This is a genomic window from Streptomyces sp. NPDC002490, from assembly GCF_040296045.1.
Taxonomy (GTDB): domain Bacteria; phylum Actinomycetota; class Actinomycetes; order Streptomycetales; family Streptomycetaceae; genus Streptomyces.
In genome coordinates this window covers 65,816-80,219 of the sequence record NZ_JBEOWM010000034.1, presented here as the reverse complement: position 1 = coordinate 80,219, position 14,404 = coordinate 65,816, and the positions used below count along the sequence as shown (strand labels likewise).

Below are 14,404 nucleotides of genomic sequence, written 5' to 3'. Positions count from 1 at the left end.
ACTACGAACAGCGGCTCGGCCTGACCATCGGAGACACCTACGAGGGCCGCGAGGTCGTCAGCACCCTCGGCAACCTCATGGGCACCCACGCCGGAGACTGGATCGGAATCCCCCCGACCCACGCACTGACCTTCCTCCGCTTCGGCACCAACGCCGTCGTCCACAACGGGAAGATCACCAAGATGTACGTCCTCCTCGACGTCGTCGACGTCCTGCGCCAAACCGGCCGCTACCCCCTGCGCACCATGCCCGGAAGCGCCGAACAATGGCCCCTGCCACCCCTCCCCCACACCACCGCACACCCCACCGACGACCTCGGCACCACGACCCTCCGCATCATCCGCGACATGCAATCCGGCCTCGCTTCGGGGGAGGAGTTGAAAGACCTCGCGGCCACTCGTTCCCGACACAGTCCGCACTGGCACGAGGACATGAACTGGTACGGCCCGGCCGGCATCGGCTCCACCCGCGGCCAACGCGGCTTCCTCGACTACCACGGGGCCCTGTTCATCCAGGCATTCCCCGACCGCACGGGCTACCCCCGCGACCCCGACGGACCCGAGGACCAACCCGGCCACTACATCCAGGCCGGCGACGGACACTTCGCCGTCACCGGCGGCTGGCCCTCCCTCCACGGCACCCACACCGGCGGAGCCTGGCTCGGCACCCCACCCACCGGCCGCCACATCACCATGCGCGTCGCCGACTGGTACCGCACCGACCACAACAACAAGATCATCGACAACTGGGTCATGATCGACATCCCCCACATCCTCCACCAGATGGGACTCGACCTCCTCGACGACCTCCGCTACTTCACCGACCCCACCCTCCCCCGCTGGCCCCGGTAACACCGGCCCGACCTCATCACCACTGCGCCCCGCCGAACGCGGTCGCCCGGTCAGGGGATCGTCCTTCTCCGACGGCGGAGGGTCGAGTGCACGTCCGTCCCCACCAAGCGGGCGCTCCTCCTCCGGACGGCCACGGCGACGCTCCCGGTCGAGTTGGCTTCGGCGGGACGCACGGTGGGCGCTGCTCCACCACCTCGACGAGGAGGCGGTCCTGCTGCGCGATACGCCGGCGACACGTCACGGCCCGGTGGGGCCGCCTCCTGAGGCCAACGCCCTTCGGCGAGCTCGCGCAGCAGGTGCGGCCGACGCCGTCGCCCCGGCGTCGGCCGTGCGCCGGCGGTCTACAGCGCGGAGCCCCCCGTGACGTCGACCACCCGGCCGGTCACCCAGCGCGCGTCGTCCGAAGCGAGGAAGGCCACCACCCCGGCCACGTCCTCCGGCTGGCCGATCCGGCCCAGTGCGGAAATGCCGGCCGCCCACTTCGCCGCCTCGGGGTCCCGCAGCCAACTCGCGTTGATGTCCGTGTCGATGACCCCCGGGGCGACCGAGTTCACCGTGATGCCCCGCGGCCCCAACTCCTTGGCGAGGGCGAGGGTGAAGTTGTCCAACGCGCCCTTGGTGGCGCCGTAGGCCATGATCTCGGGCGTGGCCATCCGGACGACGCCGCTGGATATGTTGATCACGCGCCCCCCGTCACGGAGCCGGCCGAGGCCCTCCTTCACGATGAAGAAGGGGGCCCTGACGTTGACCGCGAAGACCTCGTCGAACTCGTCCTCGGTCAGTGAGGCGAGGTCTGAACTGGTGCCTATGCCGGCGTTGTTCACGATGATGTCGACCCCACCGCCGGGCACGTGGGCGCTCACCCGCTCGTCGAAGGCAGCCCAGAGTGCCACGGCGTCCCCGCGCCGGCCCAGCGGGGCGGGCAGGGCGAAGGCGGTGCCGCCCCGCTCCTCGATCCGCGCGACGACCTCGTCGGCCGCGCCCTCCTGCCGGGCGTAGCCGACCGCGACGACGGCGCCGTCCCGGCCGAGGCGTTCGGCGATGGCCCGGCCGATGCCTCGGCTGCCCCCGGTGACGAGTGCGACTTTCCCCTCAAGTGCCTTTGCCGTCATGCCTCTTCCTCCACCTCGGACGTTCGTCGAGTGACGATCAGAGGACGAGGCTAGCGGCTGTCGTTCGAGGAGGACCTCGCACGCGGCCGAGGCACCCGTCGGGTGGGGGGCGGCGGATCAGCAGTCGAGCCCGTTCCCGTCCAGGTCCGACTCCACGTTCACCTGGAAGGTGCGGGAGGGGTCGTGCCGGAGGCTCAATCTGGCCGCTCCACCGGGCAGGTCCTTGGTGAAGCACGCCTTGACGGCGTCCACGTCCTCGGGGGACTCGGCCGTCCCGTACGTCACCTTCCGCTCCTTCCAGCCCCCGCCCTTCGCCACCGCGCGGTAGTGCTTCAGCACGGCCGCCTCGTCGAGCTCCGAGTCGTAGGCGCGCAAGGACCCCAGGTACTCGTCGCCGCTGTCGTCGAGACAGCCCGTGTCCGCCTCCTCGAAGCCCTTCGCGGGGCGGGCACCGGCCGGCGGGGAGTGGAGGACGCCGAGGCCCGCAATCTGTTCCAGCCGCTTCCCGGTCCCCTCGCAGTCGTCGTCGTCCGCCAGCTCCAACAGGGTGAGCATGCCCGAACCGAGCACGCCCGCGCAGACCAGACCCGCGGCCAGGGCCAGCACGCTCCCGACGCTCCATGGCTTCCGCCCCGCCGTGTTCATCCCGTTCCCCTCCGAAGCGAAGTCGACGATCGGTCACACCGTCGATCGGACCGCGGCACCAACGTACCTTCCGTCCCGTCCGCCGCCGCGCTCGGCCGGGCCGGCGTCCTCAACGCCCTTCGGCGAGCTTGCGCAGCACGTGCAGTTGACGCTGCATCATCAGCAGGTCGCCCCAGGCCATCAGCGGTCGGCGGAGTCGGCGCAGCACTCCGTCGTCGTCGCCCACCACGAGCTTGGCCACCAGCCGGGTCATCCCGGGGGACTCCTCGGTGACCCGGTAGGTCAGCGCGAAGCCGCCGAACAGCCTCAGGGCGCGCTCCTTGTCGAGGAGCACGGTGAGGTGCCGGTCCGGCTCGAAGTCGACCAGCCGGAAGATCGTCATCACGCGTTGCCCGACCTCCAGGCGCTCCGCGCCCGGGGTGAGTCGGCGCGGGCTGCGCCGGCCCAGGTTGTCCAGCAGGTCGTAGCTGTAGGGCGCCACCTTGAGCTGGCACAGCCACCGGAAGACGGTCGCGGGGTCGGCCCGGACGGTCACCGCGCGGACCCAGTGCTCCCGCGGTGCGGCCAACAGGGTGTCGCAGGGGTAGGACGCACGGACCTCCGCCTCGTGCGCGCCCCAGACCCGGGGGATTCCCGTCATGTGCACCACCACGTCACTTGAGGGCGTGCCGGAGGAACTCCAGCACCGTGTCGACGTACCGTTCCCTGGCTTCCTTGAGTCCGAGGAGGTGTCCGACCCCGGGCAGGATGTGCGCCTCGGCGTGCGAGTAGCGGCTGGCCAGGGCGTCCACCGAGGAGGCCGGCAGGATGCGGTCCTCCTCGCCCGCGATGAACAGCAGCGGAGTGGTGGCGTAGCGGCCGGCGGCCGGCGGGGGCCACTGGGAGCGCAGCATGGCCTTGCCCGCGCGGCACAGGGTGGCCTCCAGCGGGTAACGGGCGGGCCTGGCGCGGAGCGGGGCGGGCACCGGGAGGACTCCGGCGTCGAGGAAGTTGGCGAAGAGCGGGCCGAGTTCCTCGCCGGGACCGCTGTCGCAGATCACCGCGTCGACCTCGACGTCGGGGTCCCGCAGCGCGTAGAACATCGGGAAGGTGGAGAAGGAGAACCCGTACACGGCCACCTTCGCCGACCGGTGTTCCTCCCGGGAGCGCAGCAGCCGCACGGTCGCCAGCACATCGGTGGTGAAGCGGTCGCTGAGTCCGGTGACCGAGCGGTCCTGGCTGCTGCTCCCGTGGTTGCGGTGGTCGAAGAGGCAGACCGTGTACCCGGCGTCGTGGAGGAACTTGGCGTGGCCGAGGGTGGCCGACTTGCTCAGCCCCATGCCGTGTCCGATCACGACGACGCGTTCGGGGTCCTGGAGGCAGAGCCAGGCGTGGACGTGCTTGCCGCCGCCGACCGGGACCCGCAGTTCCTCGGGTTCGGGCAGTCCCACGTCCACCGGCTGTTTGTGGTGTCTGCGCCGCGGCGGGTGGAAGAGCGCATAGGCCAGCGCCAGTCCGCACACCGGTGCCAGCGGCGATGCGAGCGCCGACAGGGCATGGGTCATGGGCGAGAAGCGGGTCGCGCTCTCACCGACGGCTCGTGGCATGTTTGTCTCCTTCACCCACGTGGACTTCCTCGCTGCTACGCGGGGGGTGCGACGCTCGGACGACGTCCTCGGGGGCCGGGTGCGCGACCCGGCCCGCCCGGGCGCCCCGCCGTTCGCGGGGCGCGCGGCCGGGGAGCGGTCACCCGCAGCCGCCGGCGTGCCCCTGGTCCCCGCCCGGGCTCGTGGCCGGTCGCCCGACGTCCTGTGCTGCGGGTGCCGTTGCCGTGCTCCCGCGGACCGAGGCGGCGAACGCCCCCAGTCGGTCCACCCCCCAGAACTTGTCGAAGCCGTGGACGAGGAACGGGACCCCGAAGACGCCGTCCCGGTGCACGTCGAGGAGTGCCGCCACCCCGTTGCGCCGCGCCCCGGGGTCGTCGACCGCTGCCACCAGCGGCCCCTCGGGCACCCCCAACTCCTTTGCCATAGCGGAGATCGTATCCGAGTCGCAGATGTCGAGACCTTCCATCCACCTCTTGCGGTAGGCGAGTTGGATGAATTCCGGCCCCCGTCCGAGGGCCGCCGCTGCCAGGTAGGCGAGGTGCGGAACCTCCCAGTGCGGGTCGCGGTCGACCGGCCAGGTCGACTCCAGACCGCGTTCCCGCACCAGTCGACGCACGTCCTGGAGGATGTAGAGGTGCTTGGCCCGGGACATGGCCACGTAGGGGAAGTCCCCCCCGGCCTCCGCCAGCAGGGTCCGCGACCGCTCGTCCGGTTCCCAGAACGGGCGCCACTCCACCCGTTCCGCCACGTCCGGATGGTGCCGCAGCAGGTCGTGGTGGGCGAGCCAGGAGTACGGGCTGCGCAGCGAGAAGTAGAACCGCGGCGCCTTCGCCCCGCGCCGTCGGTGCCCGCCCGCCGCACCGCTCACAGGACGATGCCGCCGTCGATCTGGAACACCGAGCCGGTCACGTAGGTGGCGCGGGTGAGGTACGAGATCAGCTCGGCGACCTCCTCGGGGCGCCCGAGGCGCCGCAGCGGGATCTGCCCCACGGCCTGTTCGCGCACCTTGTCGGTGAGGCCCGCGGTCATGTCGGTCTCGATGAATCCGGGGGCGACCACGTTGGCGCGGATGCCGTAGGGGCCGACCTCCTTGGCCACGGCCTTGGTGAAGCCGATGATGCCGGCCTTGGACGCCGAGTAGTTGCTCTGCGTCGGGTTGCCGTGGACGCCGGCCACCGAGGACACGTTGACGATGCACCCCGACTTGCGCTTCATCATCTCGAAGATCGCGTAACGGCACACGTAGTAGGTCCCGTTGAGGTTGACGTCGATGACGCGGTTCCAGTCGTCGTCCTTCATCATCAGCAACGGGTTGTCCCGGACGATGCCGGCGGAGGTGACCAGCACGTCCAGCGCGCCGAACTCCTCCTGGGCCGCGGTGACCAGGGACTTGGCCGAAGCGGGGTCGGAGACGTCGGCCCGGAGGGCCAGCACCCGCACTCCGCGTTCGGCGATCTCCTTCTCCAAGGCGCGTGCGGCGTCCGCGTTCGCGGTGTAGCAGAAGGCCACGTCGTAGCCGTCGTCGGCGAGCCGCAGCGCGGTGGCCCGGCCCAGGCCGCGGGAGCCGCCGGTGATCAGTGCGGTGCGGGACGAACTGTCGGACATGTGATCCCTACCTGCTCTCTTCGGCGCGCACGGGCGCCTGTTCGGTCAGTTCAAAGGCCGGGCGCATCGCCATGACGACCCGTCCGATCGTGGCCACCACCCGGCCGTCCACCACGCACTCGCCCTCGAAGACCACGGTGTCGGAGAGGGCGCGGGACAGCCGCACCCGGTGCTCCATCACCTCGCCCGGACGGACGCGGCGGGCGAACCGGATGTCGGAGATGCTCCCGAAGAGCATCACCTGGCCGCTGAGCACGTCCGGGTTCGGGCGCTCGGCGGCGATCAGGATGCCGGCGGACTGGCACCAGGACTCGACCAGCAGGACCTCCGGATAGGCGTGGTCGTCCTCGGTGGCCCCCGGGGGCAGCTCCTGGTACCAGGGCTCGTTGCAGGTCACGGCCTTCTGCGCGACCAGGTGCGCGCCGTCCGCCCGGCTCAGCACCCGGTCGACCAACAGCATCGGGTACCGGTGCGGGAGCACCTCCTTGATGGCGGCGGTCCCCATCGCGGTGTCGGGATCGGGACCGGCCGTCCCGGCGGCCTCGGCTGCCTCGGCGGTCGGGGCGGCGGTGCCCGCCTCGTACCGCAGTCTGACCTGCGCGGCGGTGCCGCGCTGCGAGGCGACGACGGCCTTGCAGCGTCGTGCGTCCCCGTCCCGGGACCAGGTCGGTCGGATGGTCATGGTGTCCCCGGGGAAGACCGGGGAGAGGAACCGGGTGCTCTCCACCGCGGTCAGCCGCCAGGCTCCCGGGGCGCCCTCCGCCCGGTCCGGCAGCGCGGCGAGCGCGCTGCGGTGGACGTGCTCGACGATGCAGACGCCCGGGAAGATCGGGAACCCGGGGTAGTGGCCGGCGAAGACCCGTTCCCCGGACGCCACCGTGACCACGGTGGCGTCCGGGGAGGCGTCCAGCGGCTCGGGGACGCCCTCGACGGGGGAGCAGGCGGGCATCAGCCGACCCCGAGCTTCCCGCCGAGCAGGTCGTAGGCCCGCTGGAGGGTGGTGACCTCCTTGAGTTCGTCCTCGCCGAGCTTGACGTCGTACTTCTTCTCCAGGACGACCATGACCTCCAGCGCCATCAGCGAGTCGACGCCGAGCGTCTCCACGAAGTGGGCGTCGTCGGTCAGTTCCTCCTCCTCCACGTCGAGGATGTCGGCGACGGTCCGCCGCAGGTCCTCCAGGTCCAGTACCGGGGTGTTCTCGGACATCGGTGTGCCTCTCTTCTCGTCCGCACTGCATCTGCGTCTGTGCCGGCCGTTCGGTCCGCCGGTCGGCGGGCCGGGAACGGAGTCCATCGGTCTAACGGAGCGGGTCCACGGGCGTGTTGACGGTGACGACGGTCGCCTCGGGTAGCGTCCGTCGGACCATTCCGGCCAGGGTCCGTCCCGGCCCCAACTCCAGGAAGCGCACGCACCCCAAGGCGTCGTGGAGCGTGCGCACCCCGCGTTCCCAGAGCACCGGGCCGGTGAGTTGGCGCACCTCCAGCTCCGGCCAGTCGGCCTCCCCGCCCCGGTGGACCCGGGCGTCGACGTTGGCGACCACCGGCTCGTGGGAGGCGGCGAAGGGCACCGCCAGCAGGGCCCGGGACAGTTCCTCGCCCGCCGATGCCATCAGCGGGGTGTGGAAGGCCCCGCCCACGGCGACCCGGATCGCCTTGGCGTCGTGGTCAGCGGCGAGGGACGCGACGTGGTCGACGCCCTCGTGGCTGCCGGACACCACGATCTGGCCGGGGGCGTTGAGGTTCGCCACCCACACCCGGTGCCCGGCCGCCCGGGCCGTGTCCACCATCGTGCGGGCGGTCTCCTCGTCGGCCCGCACCAGGACGGCCATGGTGCCCGGGTCACGGCGGGCGGCCTCCCGCATGGCCCGGCCGCGGGCGGCGACCAGCCGGGCGGCGTCCGGCAGGGTCAGCGCGCCCGCCGCGTACAGGGCCACGTACTCCCCCAGGCTGTGCCCGGCGTGGGCGACGACCTCCGGGAGGTCCTCCCGGCTCCGCACGTGGTGCAGGACCACCACGGAGAGGGTGAAGACCGCGAGTTGCGCCAGGTCGGTCTCGCGCAGGGTCGCGTCGTCGGCCTTGAGCAGCAACTCCTCGACATCGGTCCCGGTGTGCGCGGAGACCTCCGCGGTGAGGCGCCAGGCGTCGACCTCCCGCCACGGCTCGCCCATCCCCGCGCGCTGGGCCCCCTGTCCGGGGAACAACAGCGCCGTCGGCGGTGCGCCGGTCACCGCTGCCCACCGCCCAGCAGCCGGAAGAGCCCGGCGGCGACCACGCCGTCCCGCTCGACGGAGGTGACCAGGGCGGTGCGGCCCGCCGAGGAGGCGTCCCGCTCGGCTTCGGCGAGCACGGTGGTGACCTGGAAGGCGGCCGAGGCCGCGTAGGTGTCGCCGATCAGTTCGGCGCAGGGGAGCGTGCGGGGCGCCGCGTCCGCCCACACCTCGTCCAGGGCCGCCCGTTCGGCCTCGCCCTCGGGTCCGGGCACCTGGGAGGTCGCGACCGCCCACAGGTCCTCGGGGCCGGTGCCGCCGCGCTCCCGCAGGGTCCGCAGGCACTCGGCCAGCACGGTCCGGATGTCCTCGGGGTCGGCGGCGAACCCGAACTCCAGCCCCTCGACCGTGGCCAGTCCGTTCCGGCCGTGCTCCCGGGCCGTGTCCGCGCTCTCCACCAGCCACACCGCGGCGCCCTCGCCCAGCGGCGTGTCGCCCGGGGCTCCGCCCCGGGCGTGCCAGTCCAACCAGGCGCGGGCGGTGGAGTACTCCTCGACCGCTCCGCACAGCACGGTGGGGGCCCGCTCGGCCCGGTGCAGCCGCAGTGCGTACTGGAGGGCGAGCAGCCCGGTGGCCCGGCCGCCGGCGATGGTGGTGTTGGGCCCCTTCAGACCGTGCCAGATCGCGGACTGTCCGGCCGCGCAGTTCATCACGGTGTTGGGGAAGCGGGCGGGGTCGACGAAGAACGGCTTCGCCCCCACCAGGGAGTCACGGGTGAAGTCCATGATGCTCTGGGCACTGCCGGTGCTGGTGCCCAGGGCCAGCCCGGTGTCCGGTCCGATGCCGGGCAACCGGTCCTGGCCGCCGACCAGTTGGCCGAGCGCGGTCACGGCGAGCCCGGTGGCCCGGTCCATGGAGCGGGTGCCCTTGCGGCCCAGGCTCCGCCGGGTGTCGAAGTCCGGGACCAGGCAGGCCGTGGGTTGCGGCACGGTCCAGCGTTCGGCGTCGACCGCCGCCTCGGTGTCGAGCGCCCCGTGCGACCCGGCGCGGAACCCGGTGGCGTCCGGCCCCCACGGCGAGACGGCGGCCCACGCGGAGATCAACGCTCCGCGCTCGGCAAGGGTGGTCATCGTCTGTGCTCCTTCGGTCGTGGCGGGCGGCGTCACATGAACCACACCCGGGTGTACGAGGACCAGCTGCGCGCCAGTTCGCCCGGTCCCGCGAGCCGCACCCCGGGCAGCAGCCGGGCAGCGGCGTCCGGACCGGCCGCCCGGGCCAGGTCCGCCTGCTCGACCCAGACCTCGGTGCCCTCTTCCAGCAGGGTGCGCATCGAGCGGCGCGGATCGGGCAGCGTGTCCAGTTCGCGGCTGCCCAGCCGTATCGACGGCGTGTGGTCGGGCGCGGCGAGCCCGTAGGTCACGGCGTCACCGCGCAGCGCCAGGTGCAGCCCGCCGACCTGACGGTTGAGTTCGCGGATGAAGTAGAGGACGTCGGCGAACTGGGTCTCCACCGAGCCGCGGTAGGCGCGGTCGATCATGACCAGGGCGGGGTGGACGGCGGTCGTCATGTCAGCACACCCCCAGGGTCAGGGTCTTGTCGGCCGCCACGGCGTGCTCCCAGAAGGTGAACGGGGGACGCCTGCGCACCTCGGGGATCTGCTCGGCCATGCCCCGCTCGTCGGAACAGAACCGGCAGACGTACCAGCGCAGTCGATCGGGGTGCTCGGCGAGCAGTCCGCGGGCCAGGGCGGTGGTCGAGGGGTAGTCGCCGGTCCAGTCCACGACGTTGCGCGGTTTGCTGTCGCCGAGGCTGAGGCGGGTGAGCCCGGTGGCGTCCCCGCAGGTCCAGATCTGCACGGTGGCGCCGCGTCCGAGCAGGGCGTGCGTCATCCGGAACACGGTGGTCATCAGCTCCGTCCGGTGCGGGCCGCCGAACACGGCCAGCAGGACGTCGCTGCGGGCGATCTTCGAGGCCATCAGTGCCACACCACCCGGGTGTCGGGGGCCAGCAGCCGGGTGGCCACCTCGTCCATCTCCACCAGTCGCGCCTCGGGGACCAGGTCCTTCGGCACCAGGGCGCGCTGGTGGACCGCGTACGCGTCGACGAGCAGTTCCCCGCCGACGCCGGTGAAGTCGGCGATCTCCGCACTGGCTCCGGCGACCGCGGCGAAGACCGCGTTGTCCACCAGGAGCAGGGACGTGCGGTCCCCGGCGCGGGCCAGGTGCGCGGCATCGGTCACGAACCGGACGGCGCCGGGCCCGTAGGCGGGGCCCTCGCTCTCGATCAGGAGGTGTTCAGGCACGGCTGCGGGCCTCCTCGGGGCCGGGGGTCGGACGCCGGTCCGGTGCGGCGAAGGATTCGGAGAGGAAGGTCAGCACCTGCGTCTCGTACTCCTGCCGGTCGAAGCGGATGGCGTTCATGTGCATCGCGGTCGGCGCGACCCACAGCCGTGCCCCGGGCAGCGCGCCGGCGACCCGGCGCACCTGGTCCTCGGTGACCAGCGGGTCCGCCGCGCCGGCGACGAACATCAGCCGGGTGGGCACACCGGTGAGGTCGGGGGGCCAGCGGCGGAGCGCCAGCATCCGCAGGGCCACCAGGCAAAAGGCGTGCCGGTAGCAGGCGAACGCGGGCCCGCCGCGCGCCCATGCGGGCAGGCCGGCCCGGCGCAGCGCGGCGAAGTTGGCCAGCCCGGCGCCGATGTCGTACAGCGGTCCGCTGTCCGCGACCACGGCGCACACCGGCGGGGCGCCGGGCTCGGTGAGCACGCGCAGGGAGGGCCAGGCGGAGAAGGAGAAGCCCAGCACGGCGAGCTTCCCCCGGCCCAGTTCGGGGTCGTCGGCCACCTGGCGGAGCACGTCGCGCAGGTCGCTGGTGTAGCGCCGGGCCATCCGGCCCAGCCGCCGGTCGCCGGTGCTCTCCCCGTGGTTGCGCATGTCGTAGGCGACGACGTGGTAGCCCGCCGAGTGGAGGAGGGCGATGTGGCCCAGGGTGCTGGACTTGGACCGTTCCACGCCGTGGCAGACCACCACGGTGTGCGGGCCGGTGCCGGGCACCACCCACGCCTCCAGGGTGACCCGGTCCATCCGGGTGGTCACCTGCATCCGGCGCATCGGCAGCTTCTTGTGCTCCGGGGTGCGTCCCACCTTGCTCTTCTCGGGATGGTAGAGCCGGTGTGCGTGGCGGGCGCCGAGCCCGACCGCCCGCAGCAGTCGCCAGGGCACCGTCAGTGCCCGCCGGGCGGTCCCGGGCGGGCGGCCCCTGCGGCCGCCGGTGTCCTTGGTCCGTTCGTTCTCCATCAGGCGGTCAGGACTTCCCCGCCGTCGACACCGATGACGTTGCCGGTGATCCACGAGGTCTCGGAGCGGGAGAGCAGGGCCACCGCCTCCGCGACGTCCTCGGGCCGGGTGAGCCGCCCGTGCGGGTTGGTGCGGGTCGCGCGCTCGACCAGTTCGGCGCTCTCCGGGATGCGTTCCAGCGAGGGGGTGACGGTCACCCCGGCCCGGAGGGCGTTGACGGCGACCCCGCTGGGCGCCAACTCGACGGCCAGTTGCCGGACGTGGGCCTCCAGGGCGCACTTCGCCGCGGACACGGCGCCGTAGGTGGTGGTGACCTTGGCGTTGCCGGCGCTGGTCATGGCGTAGACCTTGGCGCCGGTGCGCAGCAGCCCGGCCGCGTGGAGGTCCTGGGTCCAGTACACGAGGGAGTGCGCCATCACGTCGAGGGTCATCGTCATCTGCCGTTCCGACAGGCCGGGCCGGCCGTCCCGGGCGATGAAGGGGACCAGGGTGCCGAAGGCCAGCGAGTGGACCAGGATGCGGATGCCCCGGTCACCGGTCAGTTCCCGGAACAGGGGGACCAGTTCGGCGCGGGTGGCGGCGCGGGCCGCGTTGGCGTTGTGGAAGTGCACCCGGACGCCCAGGGAACGCAGTTCCTCGGCGGCCGCCTCGGCCTTCTCCTGGCCGCTGGCGGTGTCGAAGTGCACCCCCAGCACGTGCACGCCCTCGTGGGCCAGCTGCCGTGCCACGGCGAGCCCCATGCCGCTGGAGACGCCGAGCACCAGCGCCCAGGATCCTGCGAGCGGTGTTGCCATTGCCCTACTCCTCGTGTGTCGTGGTGCCGTGGACGGCGTCGCCGCCGCTCGTTCGCCCGGCGGGCCGGGTACCGGGTTCACGCGGCCGTCGGTCCGGCGTGCGCCCGCCGGTCGGCCGCCGTGAGGTCCTCGCGGGCCGGGAGGACCCAGCAGACCGCCACGTTGCCCTGGGCGGACGCCGTGACCACCGCCCCGGGGCGGTCCGGTCGCCGGTGGAGCGTGCCCACCGACTGGAGCAGCGGCTCCAGGGCGCCGGAGCCGGCGGGGGCGTGCCGGACGTCCGGACCGAGGACCCGGTGCACCGCCGTGGCGAGGGTCGAGCCGTCCAGCACCGCGGTGACGGAGCCGGGGTCCGGTCCCTCGACTCCGGCGGGGCGCTCGTCGAGCAGCCGGCCGATCCGGGCCCGGGCCTCGTCCGGGGCCGCGTCGGGCGGTACGTAGCAGGAGCGCACGGCCAGGTGTCCCAGGGCCGTGCCGCCGCGGGCCCGGAGCAGGTCGGTCCGCTCCAGCACCAGGGCGACCGCGCCGACCTCGGAGCGGTCGGCACCCGGGTCGCGGGGGTCGAGGGCCTCTTCGGTGGCGCCGGCCAGCAGCCAGGAGGCCCGGCCCAGCCGTACCGAGCGCAGCCCGGTCTGGACGGCCTCCAGACCGGCGACGCGCGGGGTGGTGAGGGTCAGGTTGAAGCCCTGGAGCCGGTGCTCCATGGCCATCCGGCTGCCGAACAGGTTGATCGAGAAGTACGGCGCGGTGGCCGGGCTGAGGTCGGACGCGCCGGCCCCGACGATCGTCTCGTCCATCGCGGTGTGCAGCGCCTCGGCGGCGCTGTTCGTCCCGACCGCGGCACCGCGGTCCTCCGGCGGGACCGCCGGGCCGCCGGCCGCCGCGAGCGCGCGGTTGGCGGCGGCCAGGTAGTACTGCGCCGCCGGGGGAAGGTACTTGTAGCCGCGGCGGCCCAGTTCGACCCGGTGGTCGAACCAGTCGCCCGGGGTGCTCGGGCGGGGCGCGTCGGCGGCCCGGGCGTCGCCGCCGCGCGGGGTCACCACCCCGATGCCGGTCACCGCCACCTCGGTGGCGTCGAAGCCGGTCACGCGGCCACCTCCTGGAGGACGAGGGAGACGTTGTTGCCGCCGAAGGCGTAGGCGTTGACCAGGACCGACCCGCCCTCAAGCGGGCCGGTGCGCTCCGGGAGCAGCACCCCGCACTCGGGGTCGGGGTGCTCCCGGGCGACGTTCGGGGGCACCTCCCGGTGGTGCACGATGAGGGCCGCCGAGAGCGCGGCGAGTGCTCCCGCGGCGCCGCCGGTGTGGCCGATCAGCGATTTGAGGCTGTACAGCGGACGTTCCTCGGCGAGCGGGCCGAGCAGTCCCGCCAGGGCTCGGCTCTCCACCGTGTCGTTGATCAGGGTGCCGGTGCCGTGCGGCACCACGCAGCCGAGGTCTCGGACCTCGATGCCGGCCTCCGCCACGGCGCGCCGCATGGCACGGGTGATCTGGGTGCCCTCCGGTTCGATGGCGGTGGTGTGGTGCGCGTCGCAGCTCCATCCCGCCCCGGCCAGCCGGGCGTACGCCCGTCGCGGAGAGCGGCGGCGGGCGTGGGCCGCGGACTCCAGCACCAGCGCGGCGGCGCCTTCCCCGAACACGGTGCCGGCCCGGTCCGCGTCGAACGGGCGGCAGCGCAGCGGGTCGACCGCGCCCAGCCGGTTGAAGCAGCCGAGGGCGACCCGGGAGTAGGCTTCGGCGCCGCCGGCCACCACCACGTCGGCCTCTCCGGAGCGGATGAGGTCGGCGGCCAACGACACCGCGAAGCCGCTGGCCGCGCAGGCGTTGCTGACGCTGGTGTTGGGGCCTTCCGCGCCGACCAGTCGGCCCACGGCGGCGGCCACCGAGAAGGTCGGGCTCCAGGCGTCGTGCCGGGGCCGGGCCCCGAGCCGCCACTCCTCGTGGAGCCCGGCGTCGCCCATGCCCGTGCCGATGACCACGGCCACCCGGCGGGGATCGGCGTCCAGGGTCGCGGAGCCGTGGCCGGTCAGTCCGGCGTCGGCCAGGGCCTGCCGGGTGACGTCCAGGGCGTACCGCGAGCCGGCGCCCAGCTGCTGCCCGTCCAGCGTCCCGGGGTCGGGGGGCAGGTCGTCGGCGGGCACCGAGTACATCAGCGGGACGGCCATGCGGGCGGCGGGGTCCGTCGTGGGTCGGGGCGCGCTGGTGGCCCGGGCCATGCCGTCCCGGAAGGCGTCGACTCCCCTGCCGAGGCAGCTGAGGACACCGAGTCCGGTGATGAGTACGTCGTCCATGGGTCTCTCCGAGGAGTGC

18 protein-coding genes are annotated in these 14,404 nt (G+C 73.2%); 1 reads left to right on the top strand and 17 read right to left on the bottom strand.

Annotation, left to right across the window (positions count from 1 at the left end; genetic code table 11):
- On the top strand, nucleotides 1–851 hold an 851-nt coding region (locus tag ABT092_RS21620), incomplete at its 5' end, for a nuclear transport factor 2 family protein (RefSeq protein WP_351246245.1).
- A gap of 341 nt (nucleotides 852–1,192) precedes the next feature.
- Here ABT092_RS21620 and ABT092_RS21615 read toward each other — a convergent pair.
- From ABT092_RS21615 to ABT092_RS21535, 17 genes are all read right to left on the bottom strand, one after another.
- Nucleotides 1,193–1,963 (bottom strand): SDR family oxidoreductase, encoded by a 771-nt coding sequence (locus ABT092_RS21615; RefSeq protein ID WP_351246243.1) that lies wholly within the window; start codon nucleotides 1,961–1,963, stop codon nucleotides 1,193–1,195.
- A 117-nt stretch (nucleotides 1,964–2,080) separates the two neighbouring features.
- A complete protein-coding gene (locus ABT092_RS21610; protein WP_351246241.1) occupies nucleotides 2,081–2,569 on the bottom strand; it encodes a hypothetical protein in 489 nt (162 codons plus the stop codon).
- A 148-nt stretch (nucleotides 2,570–2,717) separates the two neighbouring features.
- Nucleotides 2,718–3,248 (bottom strand): hypothetical protein, encoded by a 531-nt coding sequence (locus tag ABT092_RS21605; protein WP_351246239.1) that lies wholly within the window; start codon nucleotides 3,246–3,248, stop codon nucleotides 2,718–2,720.
- A 13-nt stretch (nucleotides 3,249–3,261) separates the two neighbouring features.
- Nucleotides 3,262–4,194 (bottom strand): alpha/beta hydrolase, encoded by a 933-nt coding sequence (locus ABT092_RS21600; protein ID WP_351246237.1) that lies wholly within the window; start codon nucleotides 4,192–4,194, stop codon nucleotides 3,262–3,264.
- A gap of 139 nt (nucleotides 4,195–4,333) precedes the next feature.
- Nucleotides 4,334–5,062 (bottom strand): 2-hydroxychromene-2-carboxylate isomerase, encoded by a 729-nt coding sequence (locus tag ABT092_RS21595; protein ID WP_351246235.1) that lies wholly within the window; start codon nucleotides 5,060–5,062, stop codon nucleotides 4,334–4,336.
- Nucleotides 5,059–5,799 (bottom strand): 3-oxoacyl-[acyl-carrier-protein] reductase, encoded by a 741-nt coding sequence (gene fabG / locus ABT092_RS21590; RefSeq protein ID WP_351246233.1) that lies wholly within the window; start codon nucleotides 5,797–5,799, stop codon nucleotides 5,059–5,061. Before fabG ends, ABT092_RS21595 begins: the two co-directional genes overlap by 4 nt.
- Before the next feature lie 7 nt (nucleotides 5,800–5,806).
- A complete protein-coding gene (locus ABT092_RS21585; RefSeq protein ID WP_351246231.1) occupies nucleotides 5,807–6,748 on the bottom strand; it encodes a 3-hydroxyacyl-ACP dehydratase FabZ family protein in 942 nt (313 codons plus the stop codon).
- Complete coding sequence (locus ABT092_RS21580; RefSeq protein WP_351246229.1) at nucleotides 6,748–7,005, bottom strand: acyl carrier protein; 258 nt, start codon at nucleotides 7,003–7,005, stop codon at nucleotides 6,748–6,750. Before ABT092_RS21580 ends, ABT092_RS21585 begins: the two co-directional genes overlap by 1 nt.
- A 91-nt stretch (nucleotides 7,006–7,096) precedes the next feature.
- Nucleotides 7,097–8,026 (bottom strand): ACP S-malonyltransferase, encoded by a 930-nt coding sequence (locus ABT092_RS21575; RefSeq protein ID WP_351246227.1) that lies wholly within the window; start codon nucleotides 8,024–8,026, stop codon nucleotides 7,097–7,099.
- On the bottom strand, nucleotides 8,023–9,135 hold the full coding sequence (locus ABT092_RS21570) for a beta-ketoacyl synthase N-terminal-like domain-containing protein (RefSeq protein ID WP_351246225.1): 1,113 nt from the start codon (nucleotides 9,133–9,135) through the stop codon (nucleotides 8,023–8,025). The genes ABT092_RS21575 and ABT092_RS21570 overlap by 4 nt, the downstream gene beginning before the upstream one ends.
- A gap of 32 nt (nucleotides 9,136–9,167) precedes the next feature.
- Complete coding sequence (locus ABT092_RS21565; protein WP_351246223.1) at nucleotides 9,168–9,572, bottom strand: hypothetical protein; 405 nt, start codon at nucleotides 9,570–9,572, stop codon at nucleotides 9,168–9,170.
- A gap of 1 nt (nucleotide 9,573) precedes the next feature.
- Complete coding sequence (locus ABT092_RS21560; RefSeq protein WP_351246221.1) at nucleotides 9,574–9,981, bottom strand: hypothetical protein; 408 nt, start codon at nucleotides 9,979–9,981, stop codon at nucleotides 9,574–9,576.
- Nucleotides 9,981–10,307, bottom strand: coding sequence for a hypothetical protein (locus ABT092_RS21555; RefSeq protein WP_351246219.1), 327 nt, complete (start codon nucleotides 10,305–10,307; stop codon nucleotides 9,981–9,983). Before ABT092_RS21555 ends, ABT092_RS21560 begins: the two co-directional genes overlap by 1 nt.
- Nucleotides 10,300–11,301, bottom strand: a complete 1,002-nt coding sequence (locus ABT092_RS21550; protein WP_351246217.1) for an alpha/beta hydrolase — start codon at nucleotides 11,299–11,301, stop codon at nucleotides 10,300–10,302. The genes ABT092_RS21555 and ABT092_RS21550 overlap by 8 nt, the downstream gene beginning before the upstream one ends.
- Complete coding sequence (locus ABT092_RS21545) at nucleotides 11,301–12,095, bottom strand: SDR family oxidoreductase (RefSeq protein WP_351246215.1); 795 nt, start codon at nucleotides 12,093–12,095, stop codon at nucleotides 11,301–11,303. The genes ABT092_RS21550 and ABT092_RS21545 overlap by 1 nt, the downstream gene beginning before the upstream one ends.
- A 77-nt stretch (nucleotides 12,096–12,172) precedes the next feature.
- The gene (locus ABT092_RS21540; protein ID WP_351246213.1) at nucleotides 12,173–13,183 is read right to left on the bottom strand and encodes a beta-ketoacyl synthase N-terminal-like domain-containing protein; all 1,011 of its coding nucleotides are present in this window, start codon (nucleotides 13,181–13,183) and stop codon (nucleotides 12,173–12,175) included.
- On the bottom strand, nucleotides 13,180–14,385 hold the full coding sequence (locus ABT092_RS21535) for a beta-ketoacyl-[acyl-carrier-protein] synthase family protein (protein ID WP_351246211.1): 1,206 nt from the start codon (nucleotides 14,383–14,385) through the stop codon (nucleotides 13,180–13,182). The genes ABT092_RS21540 and ABT092_RS21535 overlap by 4 nt, the downstream gene beginning before the upstream one ends.
- Nucleotides 14,386–14,404: the final 19 nt, after the last annotated feature.

Coding starts and splice junctions, on each gene's coding strand:
- ABT092_RS21585 (WP_351246231.1), bottom strand. CDS start 6,748: ATGCCCGCCTGCTCCCCCGTCGAGGGCGTCCCCGAGCCGCTGGACGCC.
- ABT092_RS21600 (WP_351246237.1), bottom strand. CDS start 4,194: ATGCCACGAGCCGTCGGTGAGAGCGCGACCCGCTTCTCGCCCATGACC.
- ABT092_RS21580 (WP_351246229.1), bottom strand. CDS start 7,005: ATGTCCGAGAACACCCCGGTACTGGACCTGGAGGACCTGCGGCGGACC.
- ABT092_RS21615 (WP_351246243.1), bottom strand. CDS start 1,963: ATGACGGCAAAGGCACTTGAGGGGAAAGTCGCACTCGTCACCGGGGGC.
- ABT092_RS21570 (WP_351246225.1), bottom strand. CDS start 9,135: ATGACCACCCTTGCCGAGCGCGGAGCGTTGATCTCCGCGTGGGCCGCC.
- ABT092_RS21565 (WP_351246223.1), bottom strand. CDS start 9,572: ATGACGACCGCCGTCCACCCCGCCCTGGTCATGATCGACCGCGCCTAC.
- ABT092_RS21535 (WP_351246211.1), bottom strand. CDS start 14,385: ATGGACGACGTACTCATCACCGGACTCGGTGTCCTCAGCTGCCTCGGC.
- ABT092_RS21605 (WP_351246239.1), bottom strand. CDS start 3,248: ATGACGGGAATCCCCCGGGTCTGGGGCGCGCACGAGGCGGAGGTCCGT.
- ABT092_RS21550 (WP_351246217.1), bottom strand. CDS start 11,301: ATGGAGAACGAACGGACCAAGGACACCGGCGGCCGCAGGGGCCGCCCG.
- fabG (WP_351246233.1), bottom strand. CDS start 5,799: ATGTCCGACAGTTCGTCCCGCACCGCACTGATCACCGGCGGCTCCCGC.
- ABT092_RS21545 (WP_351246215.1), bottom strand. CDS start 12,095: ATGGCAACACCGCTCGCAGGATCCTGGGCGCTGGTGCTCGGCGTCTCC.
- ABT092_RS21560 (WP_351246221.1), bottom strand. CDS start 9,981: ATGGCCTCGAAGATCGCCCGCAGCGACGTCCTGCTGGCCGTGTTCGGC.